17 protein-coding genes are annotated in these 18336 nt (G+C 50.0%); 10 read left to right on the forward strand and 7 right to left on the reverse strand.

Annotation, left to right across the window (positions count from 1 at the left end):
* Nucleotides 1-96: 96 nt before the first annotated feature.
* Nucleotides 97-1221, reverse strand: coding sequence for a cell division protein ZapE (zapE, locus tag ACJJIQ_RS14985; protein ID WP_444918002.1), 1125 nt, complete (start codon nucleotides 1219-1221; stop codon nucleotides 97-99).
* A gap of 350 nt (nucleotides 1222-1571) precedes the next feature.
* Between zapE and ACJJIQ_RS14990 the strand changes: the two genes are divergently transcribed.
* Nucleotides 1572-2012, forward strand: coding sequence for a Z-ring associated ZapG family protein (locus tag ACJJIQ_RS14990; protein ID WP_157954137.1), 441 nt, complete (start codon nucleotides 1572-1574; stop codon nucleotides 2010-2012).
* 86 nt (nucleotides 2013-2098) lie between these two features.
* Here ACJJIQ_RS14990 and sat read toward each other — a convergent pair whose 3' ends face one another.
* The gene (gene sat, locus ACJJIQ_RS14995; protein WP_445362324.1) at nucleotides 2099-3289 is read right to left on the reverse strand and encodes a sulfate adenylyltransferase; all 1191 of its coding nucleotides are present in this window, start codon (nucleotides 3287-3289) and stop codon (nucleotides 2099-2101) included.
* Nucleotides 3290-3696: 407 nt separating this feature from the next.
* Between sat and ACJJIQ_RS15000 the strand changes: the two genes are divergently transcribed.
* The 3 genes from ACJJIQ_RS15000 (at nucleotide 3697) to ACJJIQ_RS15010 (ending at nucleotide 8234) form a co-directional block, all read left to right on the forward strand.
* On the forward strand, nucleotides 3697-6372 hold the full coding sequence (locus ACJJIQ_RS15000) for a hypothetical protein (RefSeq protein WP_445362325.1): 2676 nt from the start codon (nucleotides 3697-3699) through the stop codon (nucleotides 6370-6372).
* Nucleotides 6373-6642: 270 nt separating this feature from the next.
* Complete coding sequence (locus ACJJIQ_RS15005; protein WP_445362326.1) at nucleotides 6643-7785, forward strand: trypsin-like peptidase domain-containing protein; 1143 nt, start codon at nucleotides 6643-6645, stop codon at nucleotides 7783-7785.
* Nucleotides 7786-7805: 20 nt separating this feature from the next.
* Nucleotides 7806-8234, forward strand: coding sequence for a nuclear transport factor 2 family protein (locus ACJJIQ_RS15010; RefSeq protein ID WP_445362327.1), 429 nt, complete (start codon nucleotides 7806-7808; stop codon nucleotides 8232-8234).
* Nucleotides 8235-8281: 47 nt separating this feature from the next.
* Here ACJJIQ_RS15010 and hisD read toward each other — a convergent pair whose 3' ends face one another.
* The 5 genes from hisD to ACJJIQ_RS15035 all read right to left on the reverse strand — a co-directional run bounded on the left by hisD (nucleotide 8282) and on the right by ACJJIQ_RS15035 (nucleotide 12577).
* Complete coding sequence (gene hisD, locus ACJJIQ_RS15015) at nucleotides 8282-9592, reverse strand: histidinol dehydrogenase (RefSeq protein ID WP_445362328.1); 1311 nt, start codon at nucleotides 9590-9592, stop codon at nucleotides 8282-8284.
* Between the two features lie 14 nt (nucleotides 9593-9606).
* Entirely contained in the window at nucleotides 9607-10245 is a 639-nt protein-coding gene (hisG, locus tag ACJJIQ_RS15020) for an ATP phosphoribosyltransferase (RefSeq protein WP_444925713.1), read from the reverse strand.
* Between the two features lie 50 nt (nucleotides 10246-10295).
* Entirely contained in the window at nucleotides 10296-11558 is a 1263-nt protein-coding gene (gene murA, locus ACJJIQ_RS15025; RefSeq protein WP_444896352.1) for a UDP-N-acetylglucosamine 1-carboxyvinyltransferase, read from the reverse strand.
* A 44-nt stretch (nucleotides 11559-11602) separates the two neighbouring features.
* Nucleotides 11603-11836, reverse strand: a complete 234-nt coding sequence (locus ACJJIQ_RS15030; RefSeq protein ID WP_444896351.1) for a BolA family protein — start codon at nucleotides 11834-11836, stop codon at nucleotides 11603-11605.
* Nucleotides 11837-11923: 87 nt separating this feature from the next.
* Nucleotides 11924-12577, reverse strand: coding sequence for an MlaC/ttg2D family ABC transporter substrate-binding protein (locus tag ACJJIQ_RS15035; RefSeq protein WP_444896350.1), 654 nt, complete (start codon nucleotides 12575-12577; stop codon nucleotides 11924-11926).
* Between the two features lie 409 nt (nucleotides 12578-12986).
* Here ACJJIQ_RS15035 and ACJJIQ_RS15040 point away from each other — a divergent pair, with 409 nt between their 5' ends.
* The 6 genes from ACJJIQ_RS15040 to ACJJIQ_RS15065 all read left to right on the forward strand — a co-directional run bounded on the left by ACJJIQ_RS15040 (nucleotide 12987) and on the right by ACJJIQ_RS15065 (nucleotide 18153).
* A complete protein-coding gene (locus ACJJIQ_RS15040; protein WP_444896349.1) occupies nucleotides 12987-13958 on the forward strand; it encodes a KpsF/GutQ family sugar-phosphate isomerase in 972 nt (323 codons plus the stop codon).
* Between the two features lie 66 nt (nucleotides 13959-14024).
* Nucleotides 14025-14564, forward strand: coding sequence for a KdsC family phosphatase (locus tag ACJJIQ_RS15045; RefSeq protein WP_445362329.1), 540 nt, complete (start codon nucleotides 14025-14027; stop codon nucleotides 14562-14564).
* Nucleotides 14561-15130 carry an LPS export ABC transporter periplasmic protein LptC gene (gene lptC, locus ACJJIQ_RS15050; protein ID WP_445362330.1) on the forward strand — a complete coding sequence of 190 codons (570 nt, stop codon included), beginning with the start codon at nucleotides 14561-14563 and terminating at the stop codon, nucleotides 15128-15130. The genes ACJJIQ_RS15045 and lptC overlap by 4 nt, the downstream gene beginning before the upstream one ends.
* Complete coding sequence (lptA, locus tag ACJJIQ_RS15055) at nucleotides 15117-15674, forward strand: lipopolysaccharide transport periplasmic protein LptA (RefSeq protein ID WP_444940946.1); 558 nt, start codon at nucleotides 15117-15119, stop codon at nucleotides 15672-15674. The genes lptC and lptA overlap by 14 nt, the downstream gene beginning before the upstream one ends.
* 92 nt (nucleotides 15675-15766) lie before the next feature.
* Nucleotides 15767-16492, forward strand: a complete 726-nt coding sequence (lptB, locus tag ACJJIQ_RS15060) for an LPS export ABC transporter ATP-binding protein (RefSeq protein WP_444940945.1) — start codon at nucleotides 15767-15769, stop codon at nucleotides 16490-16492.
* A gap of 194 nt (nucleotides 16493-16686) precedes the next feature.
* Nucleotides 16687-18153, forward strand: coding sequence for an RNA polymerase factor sigma-54 (locus ACJJIQ_RS15065; protein WP_445362331.1), 1467 nt, complete (start codon nucleotides 16687-16689; stop codon nucleotides 18151-18153).
* Nucleotides 18154-18336 lie beyond the last annotated feature (183 nt).

Below are 18336 nucleotides of genomic sequence, written 5' to 3' on the forward strand. Positions count from 1 at the left end.
ATGACCCCCAGAATTAGGGGCCGTCCCACAAAAGAGCGCGGATAGTACAAAAGGAGTGTATGCTTTTCAAGCGGAATTTACCCCGACTCGACAGACTTATTCGGGGCGATGGGGCCGCTCCAGATATTCGCGGGACTGCATCTCCAAAAGCCGACTCACCGTGCGCTCAAACTCAAACTTAAGATTCCGGCCGACGTACAACTCCTCAGCTGGAACCTCCGCAGAAATTACCAACTTCACGCACCGGTCGTAAAATTCATCCACTAGATTAATGAAGCGACGCGCCTGGGCATCCATACGCTCATCAAACTTGACTACCGACCCCAGAAGCACCGTGTGGAACTCCCTGGCCAATTCGATATAGTCATTTTGCGATCGCGGCCCATCGCACAAATCCACAAAATCAAACCACGCAACATCATCCGCTACTTTCAAGGCTCGAATTGGACGCCCCTCCACTTGCAGCTGAACCTCGCTACGAGCTTCGCAGCCACTGACACTCAGCTGCGAAAAACTCTGCTCCAGACTGCTATCCGCCTCAGGTCCCAGCGGAGAATGATATAGTTCCAATATCTCCAGGGTGCGCAGCCGGTAATCGGTACCGCTATCGACATTAACCACCTTGGTGTACTTCTCCAGCAGATCGATGGCCGGGAGAAACCGTACCCTCTGCAACCCATCTTTATATAAGCCCTTGGGCACAATATTCGAGGTCGCCACCAGGGCCACCCCCCGGCGGAACAGCGCATCCAACAGACCGGCCAATATCATGGCATCGGCAATATCTGAGACGAAAAACTCATCAAAGCAGAGCACCCGAGCGCGGCGGGCAATCTTATCCGCCACCTTCTCCAGCGGATTCTTCTCCCCTGCGTACTCCTTTAGATCCTGATGAACTCGACGCATAAAGCGATGGAAATGGGTGCGCTGTTTTTCCGCGAACGGCAGGGACTCAAAAAACGCATCCATTAGGTAGGTTTTTCCACGGCCTACCCCACCCCAAAAGTAGAGACCCTTCTCGGGCTCATTAGCACCACTGCGAATACGGGACAAAAAACTGACGATCGCACCGCGCTCAGACCGAGCCACCAGGCGCCGATGAAGATCCTGCAACTCCTCAACTGCCTGACGCTGGGATTGATCCTCAACGAAGTCCGGGCGCTGAAGATCACTCTCATAACGCTCAAGAGGGGAAGAAAATAGTGGTTTGGCGGGCAACATAGAGGAAAATTTCTTCGACTACTGAATAACTGGCGCGCACTCTATCAAATTCAACCAATCTACGCATAGACCGCAGAGCGACGGGGCTGGCATCCTTTACAACAGTGCAACCACCCGAAATAGCCAGCCCTCCCCGCAAACTGGAACCAGGCACTAACCATTCTGTCGCAATTGACCGACAACATTAATTGTCAGCGTAATAATCGCGTATACTGGCCTCTCTATTATGAGCGGCAATAGCCACGAACGCGGGCTACCCAAAGTGCAGAAACCGGCTGGGCCAAGATTGGCAGCCTCATCTCTCCACGAGGCGATCTGTACAATAAAAAAGCAAGTTGAGGAGGTAGTAAGTGCACTCTACATCGGTATTAATTCTAGTTGGCGTCCTCGGTATGACCCTGGGTGCATTTCTCGCATTCCTGGCTGTGCGCGGGCGTACCAGTGTGGAGCGCTCAGAGGAACTGGAGCAGAGACTCCGCGAAGCCAACAACAAACTCGAAGATTTCCAGTTGCAGGTCAACGATCACTTTGACCAAACGTCACAACTTGTTCACAACCTCACCGAGAGCTATAAAGAGGTTCACGAATACCTATCCAATAGTGCGCTGCGCTTATCCAGCCAGGATATTGGCCGCCAGATGCTAAAAGCCGGCAGTGGAAAATTAAAAGACAACGATGAGAAATTGCAGGATATAGAGCCACCTCGCGACTGGGCCCCCAAGGAACCTGGCGCCAAAGGCACGCTTGCTGAGGACTACGGGCTCGAAAAAGAGGCCCATGAGAGCAGCTAATAATTAACAAGCTGTACGAGATGATGAAACGCAGATTTCTAAGAAATAAAAAAGGCGGGTAATCACCCGCCTTTTTTATTCAGTACTTACAGGCTTTGATAGTAATCCATCAAAATCTGCGCCACTTCAGGGCGAGAAAACTCAGGAGGCGGCGCAATACCATCACCCAACATTTCACGCACTTTAGTACCTGAAAGCAGAATAAAGTCTTCTTTCGTGTGATCAGGAACATCACGCATCATCACCACCTTATTCAGTTTTTTGGAATAAGCGGTGTGGTCAGCACGGAAAATTTCAATCTCAAGAGCGCCTTCGGGCACCTTTTCATCGAAGATTGTCTGAGCATCGAAAGCGCCGTAGTAATCGCCAACGCCGGCGTGATCGCGACCAACAATCAGGTGGCTACAGCCACAGTTCTGGCGGAACACCGCATGCAATACCGCTTCGCGCGGGCCAGCATACAACATATCGAAGCCATAGCCGGTCACCATCACAGTATTCGCCGGGAAGTACAACTCTACCATCTTGCGAATGGAGGCATCGCGCACCGGAGCGGGGATATCACCAGGCTTCAGCTGGCCAAGCAGCATATGAATCAGCACACCATCGGCTTCCACTCCGTCGAGGGCCATCTTGCAAAGCTCTTCGTGTGCGCGGTGCATCGGGTTGCGAGTCTGGAAGGCTACAACCTTATTCCAGCCACGCTCTTTGAATTCATTGCGAATCTCAACCGCAGTGCGGAAAGTATCCGGGAAGTCATTCTGGAAGTAGCTAAAGTTCAACACTTCGATCGGTCCCGATATCAGAGTTCGACCCGCAGACTTAAAAGTTGCAACACCAGGATGCTTCCCATCCAGAGTACCAAACACCTGCTCAGCCATGGTGTCCATTTGCTCTTCAGAGATGGTTTCGATCGCTTCAACATCCATTACGGCGAGAACCGGGTTACCCTCTACGTTCGGGTCGCGCAGGGCAATACGAGAGGCACCCTCGATTTCACTGACATCTTTTACAACGTTAACAACCGGCACCGGCCAGAATAAACCATCTACCGTGCGCAGGGTTTCAGCGACACTCATAGCATCTGCCAAATTCATATAGCCGTGCAACGGATTAAAGTACCCCGCCCCAAGCATCACCGCATTGGCGGCGGCAGCAGAACTGACCACGATTGACGGCAGGGACTCCGCTTCGTGCATCAATTGGTGATGCCTTTCACTGTCATATACAAAGCGCGGCTGAAGCTCAACGCTGCCATGGGGGCGAACTAGGGACATTTAGGTCTCCAAAAACAGTAGTTACCGGTTAGTCTTAAAATTTTGACTGGCCATTATACGCATCTATCGCAAGCGACCAATTTCAAAAGGATACATGGGCCATATTATACGCACAGATAGGGAAGCTTTAGGCCCCTGCATCCAAGAGCAGGGCAAAGCACCCACTAAGCACTAGAAAATCCCACCTACTTAGTAAGCCCCCAACTTTGACGTGTAATGATCAGTAATCCAGCAGTACTCCAAATTCACTAATCAAATTATTACTATTTATTTATCAATTGGTGACACCCATAAGTGCCAACAAATGATGCAAGAGGTAATCAGATATCACGGTAAATCCCCCTAGCACCCAGAGGCGATTAGCCAACTTTTAAGGGGGCCACCTAGATCTTGAAATAACACTCAATATGGAGATCATCAACTTGAATCCAATGAATGTAAAAGTGCTGCCAATAAGACATAAAACAATCGCAACTACAGGGATGGCGCTACTAGCCTCACTCACCTTTAGCGGTAATGCTATTGCCACAACTGAATCACCCCCTCTTCCCAGTAAGATTAATATTGAAGTAGCCTTTCCTGACCAACGCTTAGGGGGAGCTGATAACAACTTCTCAGAGATACTCGGCTTTGGCATCCCATTTAAAAAAGGTGTTATGAGTCAATCCGACCTACTCAATACTCGGGTAACTTGTACTCAGGCGGAGCAAGAAGAAGATGCTCCCTCTCACCAAGAGGTAAAAAATGTTTGGAGCGATGGAAGTGTTCGTTGGGCCTGGGTTGAATACCAGTGGTCTCCTGAATATTCTGGGTGCGAACTCAATCTCGCCCCCCAGCAAAACCCAAGAGAAAATACCTTACAAGGTGGGATCACCATTGAAAATATGGAAGATAATTCCATAACTATTAACACAGGAAAAATTCGACTAGCATTTAACAATACCTCTCTATTCCCTCAGAACATCGAGCAGTCCAGCAGTCAAATTTCTGAGCCCATTTTAAACACCTCCATACTCCCTCACTTTTATTTGAAAGATAGCTCGGACTGCGATCCAAGTGACTGCACTACAACATCCAAGTTAATCGACAACGTTCACTGGAAGGTTGAACGCGATAGTCCTCTACGAATAATCATCACCGGAAGAGCGAATTACGTAACAGAGAGCGATGCTATATTAGCCGAAGCTCAAGTCAGATTTACACTAAAACACAACTCTGACATCATCGATATTGAACACACTTTATTTAACATCAAGGAGGAAATTCAATACAGAGAGCTAGGAATAATGTTAGAGCCTACTGATCAGTTTGAGCTCTTTGCATCTAGCCAGGAGCGGGCTGAAAACACGTTAACCACCGAAAACAGCAGCCTAACTACATCCCCATTCATATTTTGGTCCACTGAAGATGAAGAGTACATTCAACACGTTGACTACAAACTAAGATCCATTCTTGATAGCTTCCCTAAGGCATATGTTCAAACAATCTCGGAGATGACAGACTTCAACAGCCCTGAGGATGTGATCAACCACTATAAAGAAAAACCCTTTCATTTAGGCACTGCCCGCACTCACAAATTACGAATATCCTTTCCTCCCCAAGGTTCCGACAACACCGCCATAGAAAACTATCTCCTTCAAACCCTAATTTCACCACACTTGGCTTACATCGACCCTGAATACATTACGCATGTTGATAACGCTGTATTTCCAGTAATGGCTACCTACCTACAGGGAGTCGATTACAACAAAAATCTCGAGGATTTGCGTTCACAATGGTTTGATCATTATTTAGAGCAAAGTGAATGGTATCCACTTAGCGGCTGGTACGATTATGGGAGAGTACCTTACAACCGGTTTATGAAAAATCCATCACAAAGTTCTGAGGGCAACTTTGACATTTACCCAAACTGGTATCGGCAAACCATTTCTCACTACCACATTGTTCGCAATAGTATCTTCAGCTGGGCCCGCTCTGGAGACCGAAAATATATAGATTTTGCCCGCAAAGCGAATCGACACACCCGGGACTTCCACTTTTCTCACAAACTCGAAACAAGTATATCCAACGCCCCCCACTTTACAGGTCAATACCTGGGCGGTAAGGACTCACGCTTTCCTTTTTATTGGACAAAACCTGCACTAGACGTCATGCAACAGATAAGTGATGGGGAGGACCTTTCCTCAATTATGTATGAGTATTTTCTTTTTGATGACCTTGCCAGTTTCGACACATTGAAAGGTTATCAGGATTTCATCTACTACCATATGAATAGATACCCATACCCCAAAAACGCCTCACCAGTAGAACAGCGGGATCACATAAAGAAATATTACTTTACCAGTACACCTTTTCCTTCAATGTCTGCGATGCTTAGTACCCACAAAGCCCTCACAGGCAGAATAGAGAATGGGCAAGTAGTTCACGAAACCAAGATAAGGGATGCTTTAGAGGAGTTTCTGCCTCACTTTTACAGTCAGCATGAAGCCTTTGCTTTATCACCCGATTACTGGCAAGAAAACTATCCAGGCCACAACAACCTAAAGGTACACTACAAACTTGACCGCAAGCTGTCTGCCCTTCTCGATGCACACTACTACTTTCATACTGAACCTGCATCGAGCGATAACCTTAACTTGTCATTACTGCCTCAACAATTAGCCAATGTATATCTAACCCCCGAGTCAGATGCCACCTTTGCCAAAGGCGTTTTCGTCTCGCAAAGTTTGGCCCCCATGTTTAATGGCATCGGCTACCAAGCTACTTGCAATCAGGAAAGTAAAGCTGCTTTAGAGTGGAACTTAAGTGTGGCAGACGCGCTCTTTCAGGAAATGAAGGATCACAATGTCGACTTCAAAAGCAGAATTGATGATATGCCGACCGAGAACAACACATCAGGATGGTTTGCCTTTAAATCACAATACTTACAAGACAACCACGATATAGGCACGGACACGGCACGTGAAGCCGAATATCATATAGAGCCTTCTCGCAACGCCTACATGCTTTACGCCTTACCTATCGCTGTTGAATACGCTAGAAATATGACCGTCCAGTGCCTTGACACCTCGCATAGCCACTAGAAACAGATATAACGACAACCGCCACCAATTTGCATGAGGCGCTAGTGGCGGTTCCTCCAACACAAAAGCTTCAAACGAGATACCAACTAGAGGAGGCTTATTCCTTGAAACATAGCAATTGGAAACCTGTAAGCAATACAGAGCTCTAGATTGCCCATTACATCGTGACATCAGCTCTACAAGAGAGGACAAGATTTTCCCTCTCTTCATGCTGTCCACAGCGATTCTCCCTAAGGACGTGTGTATAATCAGGGCAAAGAGGAGTCACGAGTGTCCCAGAACCGATTTCTACAAGATTGGGCCCTACCTGCCCTGATAGGCCTTGCCATGGCCGCCCTGCTCTTGGTTATATTCCCTCAACTGCGTGGTGTCGCCCCCAAGACAGATATAAGCAGTATCCAAGGCCCGGTTTCCTATGCCCATGCCGTCAATGTGGCAGGTCCCGCTGTTGTGAATATCTATACCCGCATGGCCATGCCTAAACGCCAGCACCCTCTATTTAACGACCCCCTTTTTAGGCGTTTATTCGACAATATGGACGTGCCACAAAGGCAGAGGATGCAGTCCAACCTTGGATCAGGTGTCATTGCCAGCGACAACGGTTACATTTTAACCAATCATCACGTCGTCGATCAGGCTGATGCCATTGTTATTCTTTTAGCTGATGGACGGGAAGCACAAGCAAGACTCGTCGGAAGCGATACCGATTTTGACTTAGCCGTCCTCAAGATTGATCTAGACGGGCTGACTTCTATTTCTGTTGGTGAGCCCGACAGGGCGCAAGTGGGCGACGTCGTCCTCGCAATCGGCAACCCTTTTGGTGTTGGACAAACTGTGACCCAAGGTATTATCAGTGCGAAAGGCCGTCACCTTGAAAACTCAGGTACCGGCAGCTACTTACAGAACTTTTTGCAGACAGATGCTGCAGTCAATCCGGGGAACTCAGGAGGCGCCCTGGTTGATTCCCGTGGACGCCTGCTCGGCATCAATACCTCAATACTCAATCAATCCGGTTATTCCGGCGGTATTAGCTTCGCCATTCCAGCCAATATTGCCTTTAAAGTAATGCAGGATATTATCGCTTACGGTCGCGTCGTGCCCGGCTGGCTGGGTATTGAAGCCACCGGCATTAGCCCCCAAATGGCCAAAGAGTTCAATTTAAATTCCATGGGTGGTGTATTGGTGACAGCCATCTACAATGAAGGCCCCGCACATGTTGCTGGCCTTCAACCAGGGGATGTCATCACGCACCTGGATGGCTTGCCCATCGGCGATGGCAAGCAAGGAGAAGCAACTATGGCCACCCTGCGTCCCGGCGACACCATCTCCATCACCTTTATTCGTGATGGGGCATCCCACACAGTTGAAGCAACTGTTTCAGAAGAACCCCAAACAAAAACGACGATAGAGTAAATTCATAAGGAAGTGTCTCTATGCGCTCACTGGTATTAGCCTTGCTCTTTATTACCTCTACTGCGCCCGCAATGGCTGGGGATAGAGAGGATTTACACCAATTGCTGACAAACTTTATCGGCAAGGCCGCCACTGATTCCCAGGCCCATCAACGTTTCTGGGCCGAGGATCTGGTATATACCAGCTCCGGAGGAAAACGCTTTGGAAAAAGCGAGATTATGCAAGGAATGCAAACATCTCCCACCGAGCCTGTAACTACGAGCTATGCCGCCGAGGAGATCGACATTCGGTTGCTAGGGAATATCGCTATCATTGCATTCAAGTTATCTGCAAATGACAGCGGCAAGGGTGAACAAAGCTACTACTTTAATACCGGCACATTTATTAAACGGGACGGTGAGTGGCGCGCGCTAGCCTGGCAGGCTACCCGCATCCCCCCTATAGAATAAGTGCGTTATGTACATCCCGCATAGAGGAACCTGTCGGGGTGTATTACTCAGAGATCCTTGACCCGAAAACCCGCAGAGCGGGCATGAGCTTCTAACCCCTCCCCGAGCGCAAGAGTATGCGCCACGCGCCCCAAGGTATCAGCACCTTTTTCAGAACAGTGGATCACCGAACTTCGCTTCTGGAAATCGTAAACTCCCAGCGGTGAGGAAAAACGGGCAGTGCCACTGGTAGGAAGGACATGATTGGGGCCAGCACAGTAATCCCCCAATGCCTCTGCCGTATAGCGCCCAAGGAAAATGGCTCCGGCATTCCGGATCTCAGGAAGGTAAGCCTCAGGATTATCTACTGAAACTTCCAGGTGCTCCGGTGCAATCCGATTAGAGATTTCGATCGCCTGCTGTATGGACTCCACTTGGATCAACGCTCCACGATCAGCAAGGGAACGGGAAGCAATCTCAGCCCGAGGTAACTCGACCAAAAGCCTTTGCAGCGAACTCTCAACCCGATCTAAGTACTTGGAGTCAGGACACAACAGAATTGACTGCGCCTGTTCATCGTGCTCAGCCTGTGACAACAGATCCATGGCAATCCAGTCAGGATTTGTTTGCCCATCACAAATCACCAGAATTTCAGAGGGGCCAGCAATCATGTCGATAGCAACATGACCAAAAACAGCTCGCTTGGCACTGGCCACAAAGATATTCCCCGGGCCAACTATTTTATCCACCGCGGGAATAGACTCAGTACCATAGGCTAGCGCCGCTACTGCCTGGGCACCACCAATCGTAAACACCTGGTCCACTCCAGCTATTGCCGCTGCCGCCAACACCAGGTCGTTCAGCTCCCCCTTCGGAGCCGGCACCACCATATAAACAGTATCTACGCCAGCTACTTTTGCTGGAATTGCATTCATAAGCACGGAGGAAGGGTAACTAGCCTTCCCGCCGGGAACATAAATGCCAACACTTTGCATAGGGGTAATCTGCTGCCCCAAGACAGTCCCATCGGCTTCCGTATAGCGCCAGGACTCCTGCCTTTGATGCTCGTGATAGCGCCTCACCCTATCAGCGGCTGCCTCCAGGGCCTCGCGCTCCTCGATACCAATACGACCTAGAGCTGCGGTAAGCTCAGCGGCCGATAGAGCAAAGTCTTTCGCGCTTTCCAGATGCCGATGATCAAAGCGGTTGGTGAACTCGATAACAGCCTTATCACCAAGGGAGCGAACACGCCGCAATATTTCTGCAACGATACTTTCGACCTCTTGATTCGCCACTGCCTCCCAAGCCAATAGCTGCTTCAATTGGCCATCGAAATCTCTATCGACCGTATTTAGCCGACGAATTACTTTGCTCGTCATAATGCTTCGGGTATCTATTTGGTTTGTGCCACAGCCGATGCCAGCCTCTCAATCAAACTATTGATTGGCGAATATTTCATCTTCATGGCTGCTTTATTGACGATCAATCGACTGCTGATTTGCGCGATGGTTTCTCGGGCCTCAAGGCCATTGGCCTTTAGCGTATTGCCACTATCTACAATATCGACAATCTCGTCAGCCAAATTCATTAGTGGAGCAAGCTCCATAGCTCCATACAGTTTAATGATGTCAACCTGACGACCAATAGAGGCATAGTGCTTTTTGGCACTTTGTACAAACTTGGTAGCGACCTTAATTCGACCGCTGGGCAGTTGCCCGCCCTTGACACCAGCTGTCATCAGGCGGCAGCGGGCAATGCCCAAATCGAGAGGCTCGTAAATACCATCAGAACTATGCTCGAGAAGAGTGTCTTTCCCCGCCACGCCAATATCTGCGGCTCCATGCTGCACATAAGTTGGTACATCCACTCCCCTCAGGAGGAGGAGATGTACCCCTTCGCGATTCGTCGGAAATATCAACTTTCGGCTTTTAGTTAGGTCTTCAGTAGGCTCCAACCCCGCCGCCTTAAGAAGCGGTAGAGTCTCCTGAAGAATCCGCCCTTTTGTCAGTGCGATTGTAATTTGTGCAGTCATTTTGATTTATGCCAGTCCGTCATTGGCTCTTAAGGTTAACTTGGCAGCAATCAGCCAGGGACACGCCGAATATTCGCGCCGAGCTGTCGTAGCTTTTCCTCAATACACTCGTAGCCGCGGTCAATATGATAAATACGATCTACCATAGTAGTACCCTCCGCCACCATACCAGCTATAACCAAGCTAGCTGACGCGCGCAGATCTGAAGCCATTACTGGAGCGCCCTTAAGCTTCTCCACCCCGGTAACAATTGCTGTATTGCCCTCCAGAGTGATATCCGCCCCCATTCGATTCAGCTCATGAACCTGGATTAAGCGGTTTTCAAAGATTGTCTCAACTACAGTACCCTTCCCTTCGGCAACAGCATTCATTGCTGTGAACTGGGATTGCATATCTGTAGGGAAGGCTGGGTAAGGCGCGGTACGGAAGCTCACCGCTTTAGGGCGATTGCCTTTCATATCCAGCTCAATCCAATCGTCGCCACAACTGATATGAGCTCCGGCCTCTTCGAACTTAACCATAACCGCATCGAGGATATCGGCACGAGTATTGAGCAGGCGCACTTTGCCCCTCGCCGCAGCAGCTGCCGCAAGGAAGGTTCCGGTTTCAATACGGTCCGGCATAACAGTGAACTTGCAGGGGGTAAGCTTAGGTACACCGTGAACACGCAGGGTGTCAGTGCCAACCCCTTCAATCTGAGCCCCCATAGCAATAAGGAACTCTGCCAAATCGACGATTTCGGGCTCGCGAGCGGCGTTGTGCAAAGTCGTAGTTCCCTCTGCCAGTGCCGCTGCCATCAACAGGTTTTCAGTGCCGCCAACTGTCACTTTCTCCATGACAATATTGGCTCCCTTAAGACGACCATTGGAGCGCGCCCGAATGAAACCACCATCGATGGTTATCTCAGCACCCATTGCCTCAAGGCCCTTTAGGTGAATATCGACCGGGCGACTGCCAATTGCACAACCACCAGGGAAGGAGACATTCGCAACCCCATGCCTAGCCAACAGGGGCCCAAGAACCAAGATTGAGGCCCGCATCGTCTTAACCAACTCATAGGGAGCGGTCAGGTCATTGACTGAGCGAGGGTCAATCTCAACACCCAGCTTTTCATCAATAGTGACGTCACACCCCATACACCGGAGCAAGGTGATCATGGTGGTAATATCGTTGAGATGCGGCAAATTATCGATTTGTACAGGCCCGTCAGCCAATAAAGCAGCAGCCAATATCGGCAAGGCTGAATTCTTAGCTCCAGAAATCCGCAGAGTCCCGGAAATTGGGCTGCCGCCCTCTATTATCAACTTATCCATTCAATCTCTTTCTAGATAGCCAACACCTCAGTGGCAATGGCAAGTTAACGACTGGCTTCTTCTGGGGTCAAAGTCTGCATTTGCACGGCATGCAAGGTGCCATCGGCGATTTTTTCACCAAGAGCGGCATAGACAAGCTGTTGCTTTTTTAAACGACTCAGACCTTCAAAGGAACTGCTCACTACAGTGACCATCAGGTGACTACCTTCAAAAGCCACTTCAACAGTGCTGTCGGGAATTTGCCCTTCGATCAGGGCCTTGATTTCATCTGGTTGCATAGGAGGGACTTGCGATTGGTTAAAAACAGCACGCAAGTGTACTTGAATCAAGCGGAGTGCGCAGCTACGCACCCCAAAGTTCGCGGATCAACTCACTTTATTTGCGGCATCGTCTGCCGCTGACCAATTAGAAATCACCTTGTCGATGTCCCCATAAGTCTGCATTGACTGTGAGAACTGACTGCGGAAAGTCTTACCCAGGTTGACCCCATTCAGAATCACATTGATCAACTTCCACTGGCCTGCCCGATTGCGCACCAAGGTATACGAAACTTTTGTTATACCCTCTTTACTGCGAACTTCTTGCAGCACATTTACACGATTACCTTGAGGTGTGGTGCCGGGATTGACCACTTTTACATCCAGGTCGCCAAAATTTGCCACACCGCGAGCAAATGTCGCTACAAGATCGCGACGAAAAGCATCCGTAAAGCGAGAGCGTTGGTCGGCAGTCGCCTGCTTGGCATAGCGCCCCATTACACCGCGAGCGATAAAGTCAAAATCAACAACCGGGGTCAAAACCCCCTCAACAGCACTGTAGTATCTTTGTGGGTCTGAATTTGCATACTGGGCATTGGATCGGATCACCCCCAGCAACTCATCAGAAACCCCTTTAATCATTACATAAGGGTTTTGGGCAGCATTAGCTACAGGCACTATTGCAGATGCAAAAACAGCACAAAGCGCAAACCTAATCCATCGCGACAAACCGTACCGGCCAATCCAAAATGATACGTTCACAAATTATCTCCAATTAGCAAATCATTCCTTGGACGCATATGGCGCAATTTAGTGCCATAGCAATACCACATACCAACCTTCCCGCAGTCCAACTGAGAGTGTGTCGATCATCCATTGAGTGACATAGCTGACAGCGGTGACGGCAAACTATACCATGGCCGCACACGGCAATGTGGTGGTGTACGAGCGTGTCATTTGACACCCAGGAAAAGCACACTGGCTTTTTCAGCCGCCAGCAGCCCGCTAATATAGATTAGCACGACAGCAAAAAACTGAGCTTTCCTCAAACTACTGGAATCTTATGACAAAAATCATTCACGCTGTCGCATAAGTAAATATTGAAGCTGTCGCATAATAAGACGGCTTGATTACCACCTATTAAGCACTAGTAAGCGATTTGAGGCAGTTGATGACACAGGATCTGATCTTGGAAGCCGGGCGCCGCACCGTCCGCATGGAGACCGAAGCGGTAGCAGCACTGGAAAACAGAGTTAATGGCGAATTCCAGCGTGCTTGTGAAATGATCATGCAATGCCGCGGCCGTACGATAGTTACCGGCATGGGGAAATCTGGGCATATTGGCCGCAAGATCGCTGCTACGCTTGCCAGTACTGGCACACCAAGCTTTTTTGTTCACCCCGGCGAGGCGAGCCACGGTGATCTCGGTATGATCACCCGGGATGATGTAGTCATAGCCATATCCAACTCTGGCTCCTCCGCTGAAGTCCTCACCCTACTGCCTCTGCTAAAACGCCTGGGCATTCCACTGATTAGCATGGCAGGAAAAACTGACTCCCCTCTGGCTCAAGCTGCGGAAGTCAATTTGGATATCTCAGTAGCCACAGAGGCTTGCCCGCTCAATTTGGCCCCCACCTCATCGACAACAGTTACTCTGGTGATGGGAGACGCACTTGCAGTCGCCCTGCTCGAGGCCAGGGGTTTTACTGCCGAAGATTTTGCCTTCTCCCACCCCGGCGGAGCCCTCGGACGCCGACTTCTTCTAAAGGTTGAGGATGTGATGCATGCGGGCGATGAACTCCCCCAGGTAACTCCAGAGACGCTGCTATCAAAAGCCCTGCTAGAGATGACCAGCAAAGGGTTCGGTATGACAACTATTGTAAATAGCGACGGTGAATTACTCGGCGTTTTCACCGACGGCGATTTGCGCCGAGTAATAGATCAAAAAATCGCACTCGACAAAGCTGTAATGGAAGAGGTGATGAGCCGCCGCCCTAAAACGGTTTCTGCTGACACTCTCGCTGCAGAGTCCCTGAGAATTATGGAGGACTACAAAATCACTGCATTAGTAGTAGAAGATGAAGCCCACCACCCTGTCGGCGTACTCCATATGCACGATATTCTGCGCGCCGGAGTTATCTGAGATAATACCGGACAATTAATACGCAAGTTTTGCCCTCACAATCAAAGGCGAAGAGAGATTACTCCGGTGATACCCGAACAAAAATTAAATGATTCCCTGAATAATATCCGCTGGCTTGTTCTGGATGTGGACGGTGTTCTGACAGATGGCAAGCTTTATTTTGACAATAGCGGCAACGAACTCAAAACCTTTCACACTCTGGATGGGCACGGCATTAAAATGCTGCAAAACTCTGGTGTACGTGTAGCAATCATTACCGGCCGGCGCAGTAATGTTGTAGAGCGCCGAGCACACGACCTGGGTATCAATAAATTGATTCAGGGCCGGGAGGACAAGTTTGCCGCACTACAGGAGTTACTTTCTGAAGAGTCATGCCGCCTGGAAGATATCGCCTATGTCGGGGATGATTATCCCGATCTACTGGTAATGACCAAGATCGGATGTCCCATCGCACCACCTAATGCAGCCCCCCCCGTACGGGAGCGAGCCCTGTGGATCACAGAGGCCCGTGGCGGCGAGGGTGCTGTACGCGAAGTCTGCGACCGCATTATGATTGCACAAGGGACCTTTGACGCGGCGCTCGCCCCCTATATCGGAGAAAAATGATGCGCTCGTGGTTGCCTCTCATACTGGTCATTCTGCTTATAAGTGCCGGGCTCTGGTTTTCCGAGAGTCCGCCAGAACAGTTCTTAGGCAAAAGGCCCACTCCTCAGCAACAAAATCGGGCTGCGGACCTTGTTATCAAAGGGGCTGAAACTCGCCATTTTGACCAGGCAGGCAACCTAGCTTATCGAGTGGATGCAGAGCAAATCACCTATTTTCAATTTAAACGTCGGGATCGAGCCAACCTTAAAGAGCCGCGCATGCTGTTCTATACGGACGACCAGCCCAAGTGGGCAACTCGGTCCAAAAGGGGGGTGGCCTTCAATCGAGGAGAACGTATCGTACTTAGTGGCGACGTTCAAATTGATGAACTCCCTGGCCCGAATGGCATCCAATTGGAGACACCGCGAATCACAATCTTCCCTGACAGGGAATTCGCCGAGACCGACAAAGTTGTTACTATTAGCTCCGGCCCCAACCGCACTGAAGGAACGGGGATGCGCGCTTACCTGAAAGAAAACCGGATGGAAATTCTATCCGACGTGAAGAGCAGCTATGACACCCAATAACCGCTATCCCTCTATGCTTAAGACCTTCACTGCGATTACGCTGGCAGCTATTACCACCGTAGCACAGGCTTTACCTGATGATAGAACCCAGAGAATCTCTGTGGGCTCGGAATCTATGTCAGCCGACCGCGCCAATAACTTAGTGGTATATAGTGACAATGTGGTCATCACACAGGGCTCACTCCAAATCAGGGCAGATCGCGTGGAAGTGTACTTTACGGCCAGCGATGAAATCAGCCGGGTCATTGCTGTGGGCCGCCCCGCGCACTTCCAGCAAAAGATACTGGAGAGCGAGGAACCAGTTAAAGCCCGCGCTGAGCGCATAGAGTATGTCATCAGCTCTGAAGAACTGCAGCTCACAGGGCAAGCTTATATCGATCGCGATGGCAACACCCTGACTGCCGAGAAAATCGACTACGATCTCGCTACTGAGCAAATGAGCGCTCGCAGCCAACCTGGTCAAGGCAGAGTTGAGATGATCTGGAAACCTGAGAGCACCGAATCCAGCGAGCCAACTGAAACAAATACCGACACAGATCAGTAATCCACCCAAATTTCAATGCCTGTAAAACAGCGCTATTTACAATGATGTAATCCGCGGCCTGTCTCGGCTGCGGTTAGATTTCAGGACTCATTATGCCAACGCTACAAGCGTTACACCTCGCCAAACAATATAAGAAAAGAAAAGTTGTCCAAGATGTCTCTGTCAGCGTCTCAAGTGGACAGGTCGTTGGCTTACTTGGCCCCAATGGAGCTGGGAAAACCACCTGTTTCTATATGATCGCAGGACTGGTGCAGGCCGATGCCGGGCAAGTCCTAATCGACAACGAAGATATTACCCGCCTATCAATGCACGGGCGCGCCCGCAAGGGAATCGGTTACCTGCCCCAAGAAGCCTCTGTTTTTCGACGCCTGTCAGTACGTGACAACATTCTCGCAATCCTCGAAACCCGAAAAGGGCTCAATCGTACAGAGCGCGAAGAGCAGGCCCAGGAGTTGCTCGAAGAGTTCAACATTACACACATCGAAAACAGCCTAGGAATGGCTCTATCCGGCGGAGAGCGGCGCAGGGTAGAGATTGCACGAGCCCTGGCTACAGACCCAAGCTTTGTCTTGCTCGATGAACCTTTTGCTGGTGTCGACCCTATTTCAGTGAACGATATCAAACACATTATTCGCCACTTGCGGGACAGGGATATTGGCGTCTTGATCACAGATCACAACGTAAGGGAAACCTTGGATATCTGTGAAACCGCTTATATCGTTAGCGAGGGACATATTATTGCCTCAGGCACGCCCGATGATGTCCTCGCTAACCAGCAAGTGCGCGAAGTCTATTTGGGACACGAGTTCACCATTTAATGGCAAATGATGACAGGCGTAACTCAATAGGTAAAATTTCGAAAAACATATCATACTCCACATAGAAGTCGACCTCCTGGCAGGCAATAGTCGGCATGCTTATTGCTTGTAATAGTTTGAGGGCCGAGGTAGTCTGCGCCATCTCGGGTTAATTTTGACGAACCCTTTGTCGCACTGGCCTGCAACTTTAAATTATGAAGCAGTCTCTCCAGCTCAAACTCGGCGCACAGCTAACTATGACCCCCCAGTTGCAGCAGGCAATACGCCTCCTGCAGCTCTCCACACTAGATTTACAGCAAGAAGTCCAGGCAGCCCTCGACAGCAACCCAATGCTGGAAGCTGAGGGTGAAGATCTGGCTCAACAAGCAACAGTCAATACCGAGAGCAACGCACAACAAGAGCCACCAGCCGCTGTAGGGGAGGATTTAAACCACGCAGCCGCTGAGGAAAAAGAGGTTGGTGATTCCGACTGGAACCAGGATATTCCAACAGAGCTGCCCGTTGATTCTCAGTGGGACGACATTTACAGCAGCTACAGTGGCCCCGCCGAGGGCGACGACCCCAATTTTGAGCGCAACTCTTCCACCGACACACTTCAAGACCACTTGCGCTGGCAATTAAACCTGACAGCACTTTCCAGTCACGATAAATGGATCGGCGAGCACCTTATTGACGCCATCGACCCAAACGGTCTCCTCAATACCACCGTTGATGACGTGGCCAACTCCCTTCAGCTCGAAGAAGATGAGGTAGTTGCAGTCCTTAAAGCTGTACAACAATTCGAACCAGCTGGCTGTGGGGCCAGAAGCCTCCAAGAGTGCCTTCAACTCCAGCTCAAGCAGCTACCAGCGGAAACTCCGTGGCTAAACGAAGCGCAGACCATCATTGAGCGCCACTTGGAATTACTTGGAAAAAGGGATTTCAGGCAACTCACCCGACGCACACGCCTCAACGAAGCCCAGCTCGGCGAAGTGATCCGCCTTATCCAGACACTAACCCCCAACCCAGGTGAGGAGTTCAGCGGGGAACAGCCCGCTTATGTCATTCCCGACATTATTGTGTCCCGCAAGGATCACCGCTGGCTGGTCGAACTTAATCCAGAAATCACTCCAAAGATCCGGATTAATGGCCACTACGCCTCCTTGGTAAAACGGGCGGATAACTCCCGGGAAAACAATTTCATGCGGGATCACTTGCAGGAGGCCCGCTGGTTCTTGAAGAGCCTACAGAGCCGCCACGACACTCTGCTAAAGGTCGCCACGTCCATTGTGGATAAGCAGCAAGGCTTTTTTGAGGAAGGCCCAGAGGCAATGCGACCAATGGTTCTGGCAGATATTGCTGAAACCATTGGCATGCATGAATCCACCATATCCCGAGTGACCACTCAAAAATATATGCTGACTCCACGGGGAGTTTTCGAACTCAAATATTTCTTCTCAAGCCACGTCAGTACAGATTCCGGTGAGGATGCTTCATCCACCGCCATTCGAGCCCTGATTCGCAAGCTGATTGACACAGAAGTACCTCGAAAGCCGCTATCAGATAACAAGATCACTCAGGAGCTGGACAAGCAAGGCATCAAGGTTGCGCGCCGAACGGTAGCGAAATACCGCGAATCTATGGGTATCCCCTCCTCAAGTGAGAGAAAGAGGCTCATTTAAGTCACACCCCAAACACAGCCAATTAAACTGACCCCTAACCCACCTCCAGTCATACGCTACTGGCGCCTTCCGCCCCCAACCTGCAACCAAAATCCAAAATTTGAGTGTATCCTTCCATTCTGGCCCACTTCCTAGTAGGGTTGCGACCCGATAGGGGGTGAGCGCCGGCTTGTGATGCACCTT

Source organism: Microbulbifer maximicatervae (SeqCode) (assembly GCF_052468295.1).

Bases quoted from the DNA above. Each gene is read 5' to 3' on its own strand.
- ACJJIQ_RS15030 (WP_444896351.1), bottom strand. From the start codon at position 11,836: ATGCAACCAGATGAAATCAAGGCCCTGATCGAAGGGCAAATTCCCGAC.
- ACJJIQ_RS15000 (WP_445362325.1), top strand. From the start codon at position 3,697: ATGGAGATCATCAACTTGAATCCAATGAATGTAAAAGTGCTGCCAATA.
- murA (WP_444896352.1), bottom strand. From the start codon at position 11,558: ATGGATAAGTTGATAATAGAGGGCGGCAGCCCAATTTCCGGGACTCTG.
- zapE (WP_444918002.1), bottom strand. From the start codon at position 1,221: ATGTTGCCCGCCAAACCACTATTTTCTTCCCCTCTTGAGCGTTATGAG.
- hisG (WP_444925713.1), bottom strand. From the start codon at position 10,245: ATGACTGCACAAATTACAATCGCACTGACAAAAGGGCGGATTCTTCAG.
- sat (WP_445362324.1), bottom strand. From the start codon at position 3,289: ATGTCCCTAGTTCGCCCCCATGGCAGCGTTGAGCTTCAGCCGCGCTTT.
- ACJJIQ_RS15040 (WP_444896349.1), top strand. From the start codon at position 12,987: ATGACACAGGATCTGATCTTGGAAGCCGGGCGCCGCACCGTCCGCATG.
- lptB (WP_444940945.1), top strand. From the start codon at position 15,767: ATGCCAACGCTACAAGCGTTACACCTCGCCAAACAATATAAGAAAAGA.
- ACJJIQ_RS15010 (WP_445362327.1), top strand. From the start codon at position 7,806: ATGCGCTCACTGGTATTAGCCTTGCTCTTTATTACCTCTACTGCGCCC.
- ACJJIQ_RS15065 (WP_445362331.1), top strand. From the start codon at position 16,687: ATGAAGCAGTCTCTCCAGCTCAAACTCGGCGCACAGCTAACTATGACC.
- lptC (WP_445362330.1), top strand. From the start codon at position 14,561: ATGATGCGCTCGTGGTTGCCTCTCATACTGGTCATTCTGCTTATAAGT.
- lptA (WP_444940946.1), top strand. From the start codon at position 15,117: ATGACACCCAATAACCGCTATCCCTCTATGCTTAAGACCTTCACTGCG.
- hisD (WP_445362328.1), bottom strand. From the start codon at position 9,592: ATGACGAGCAAAGTAATTCGTCGGCTAAATACGGTCGATAGAGATTTC.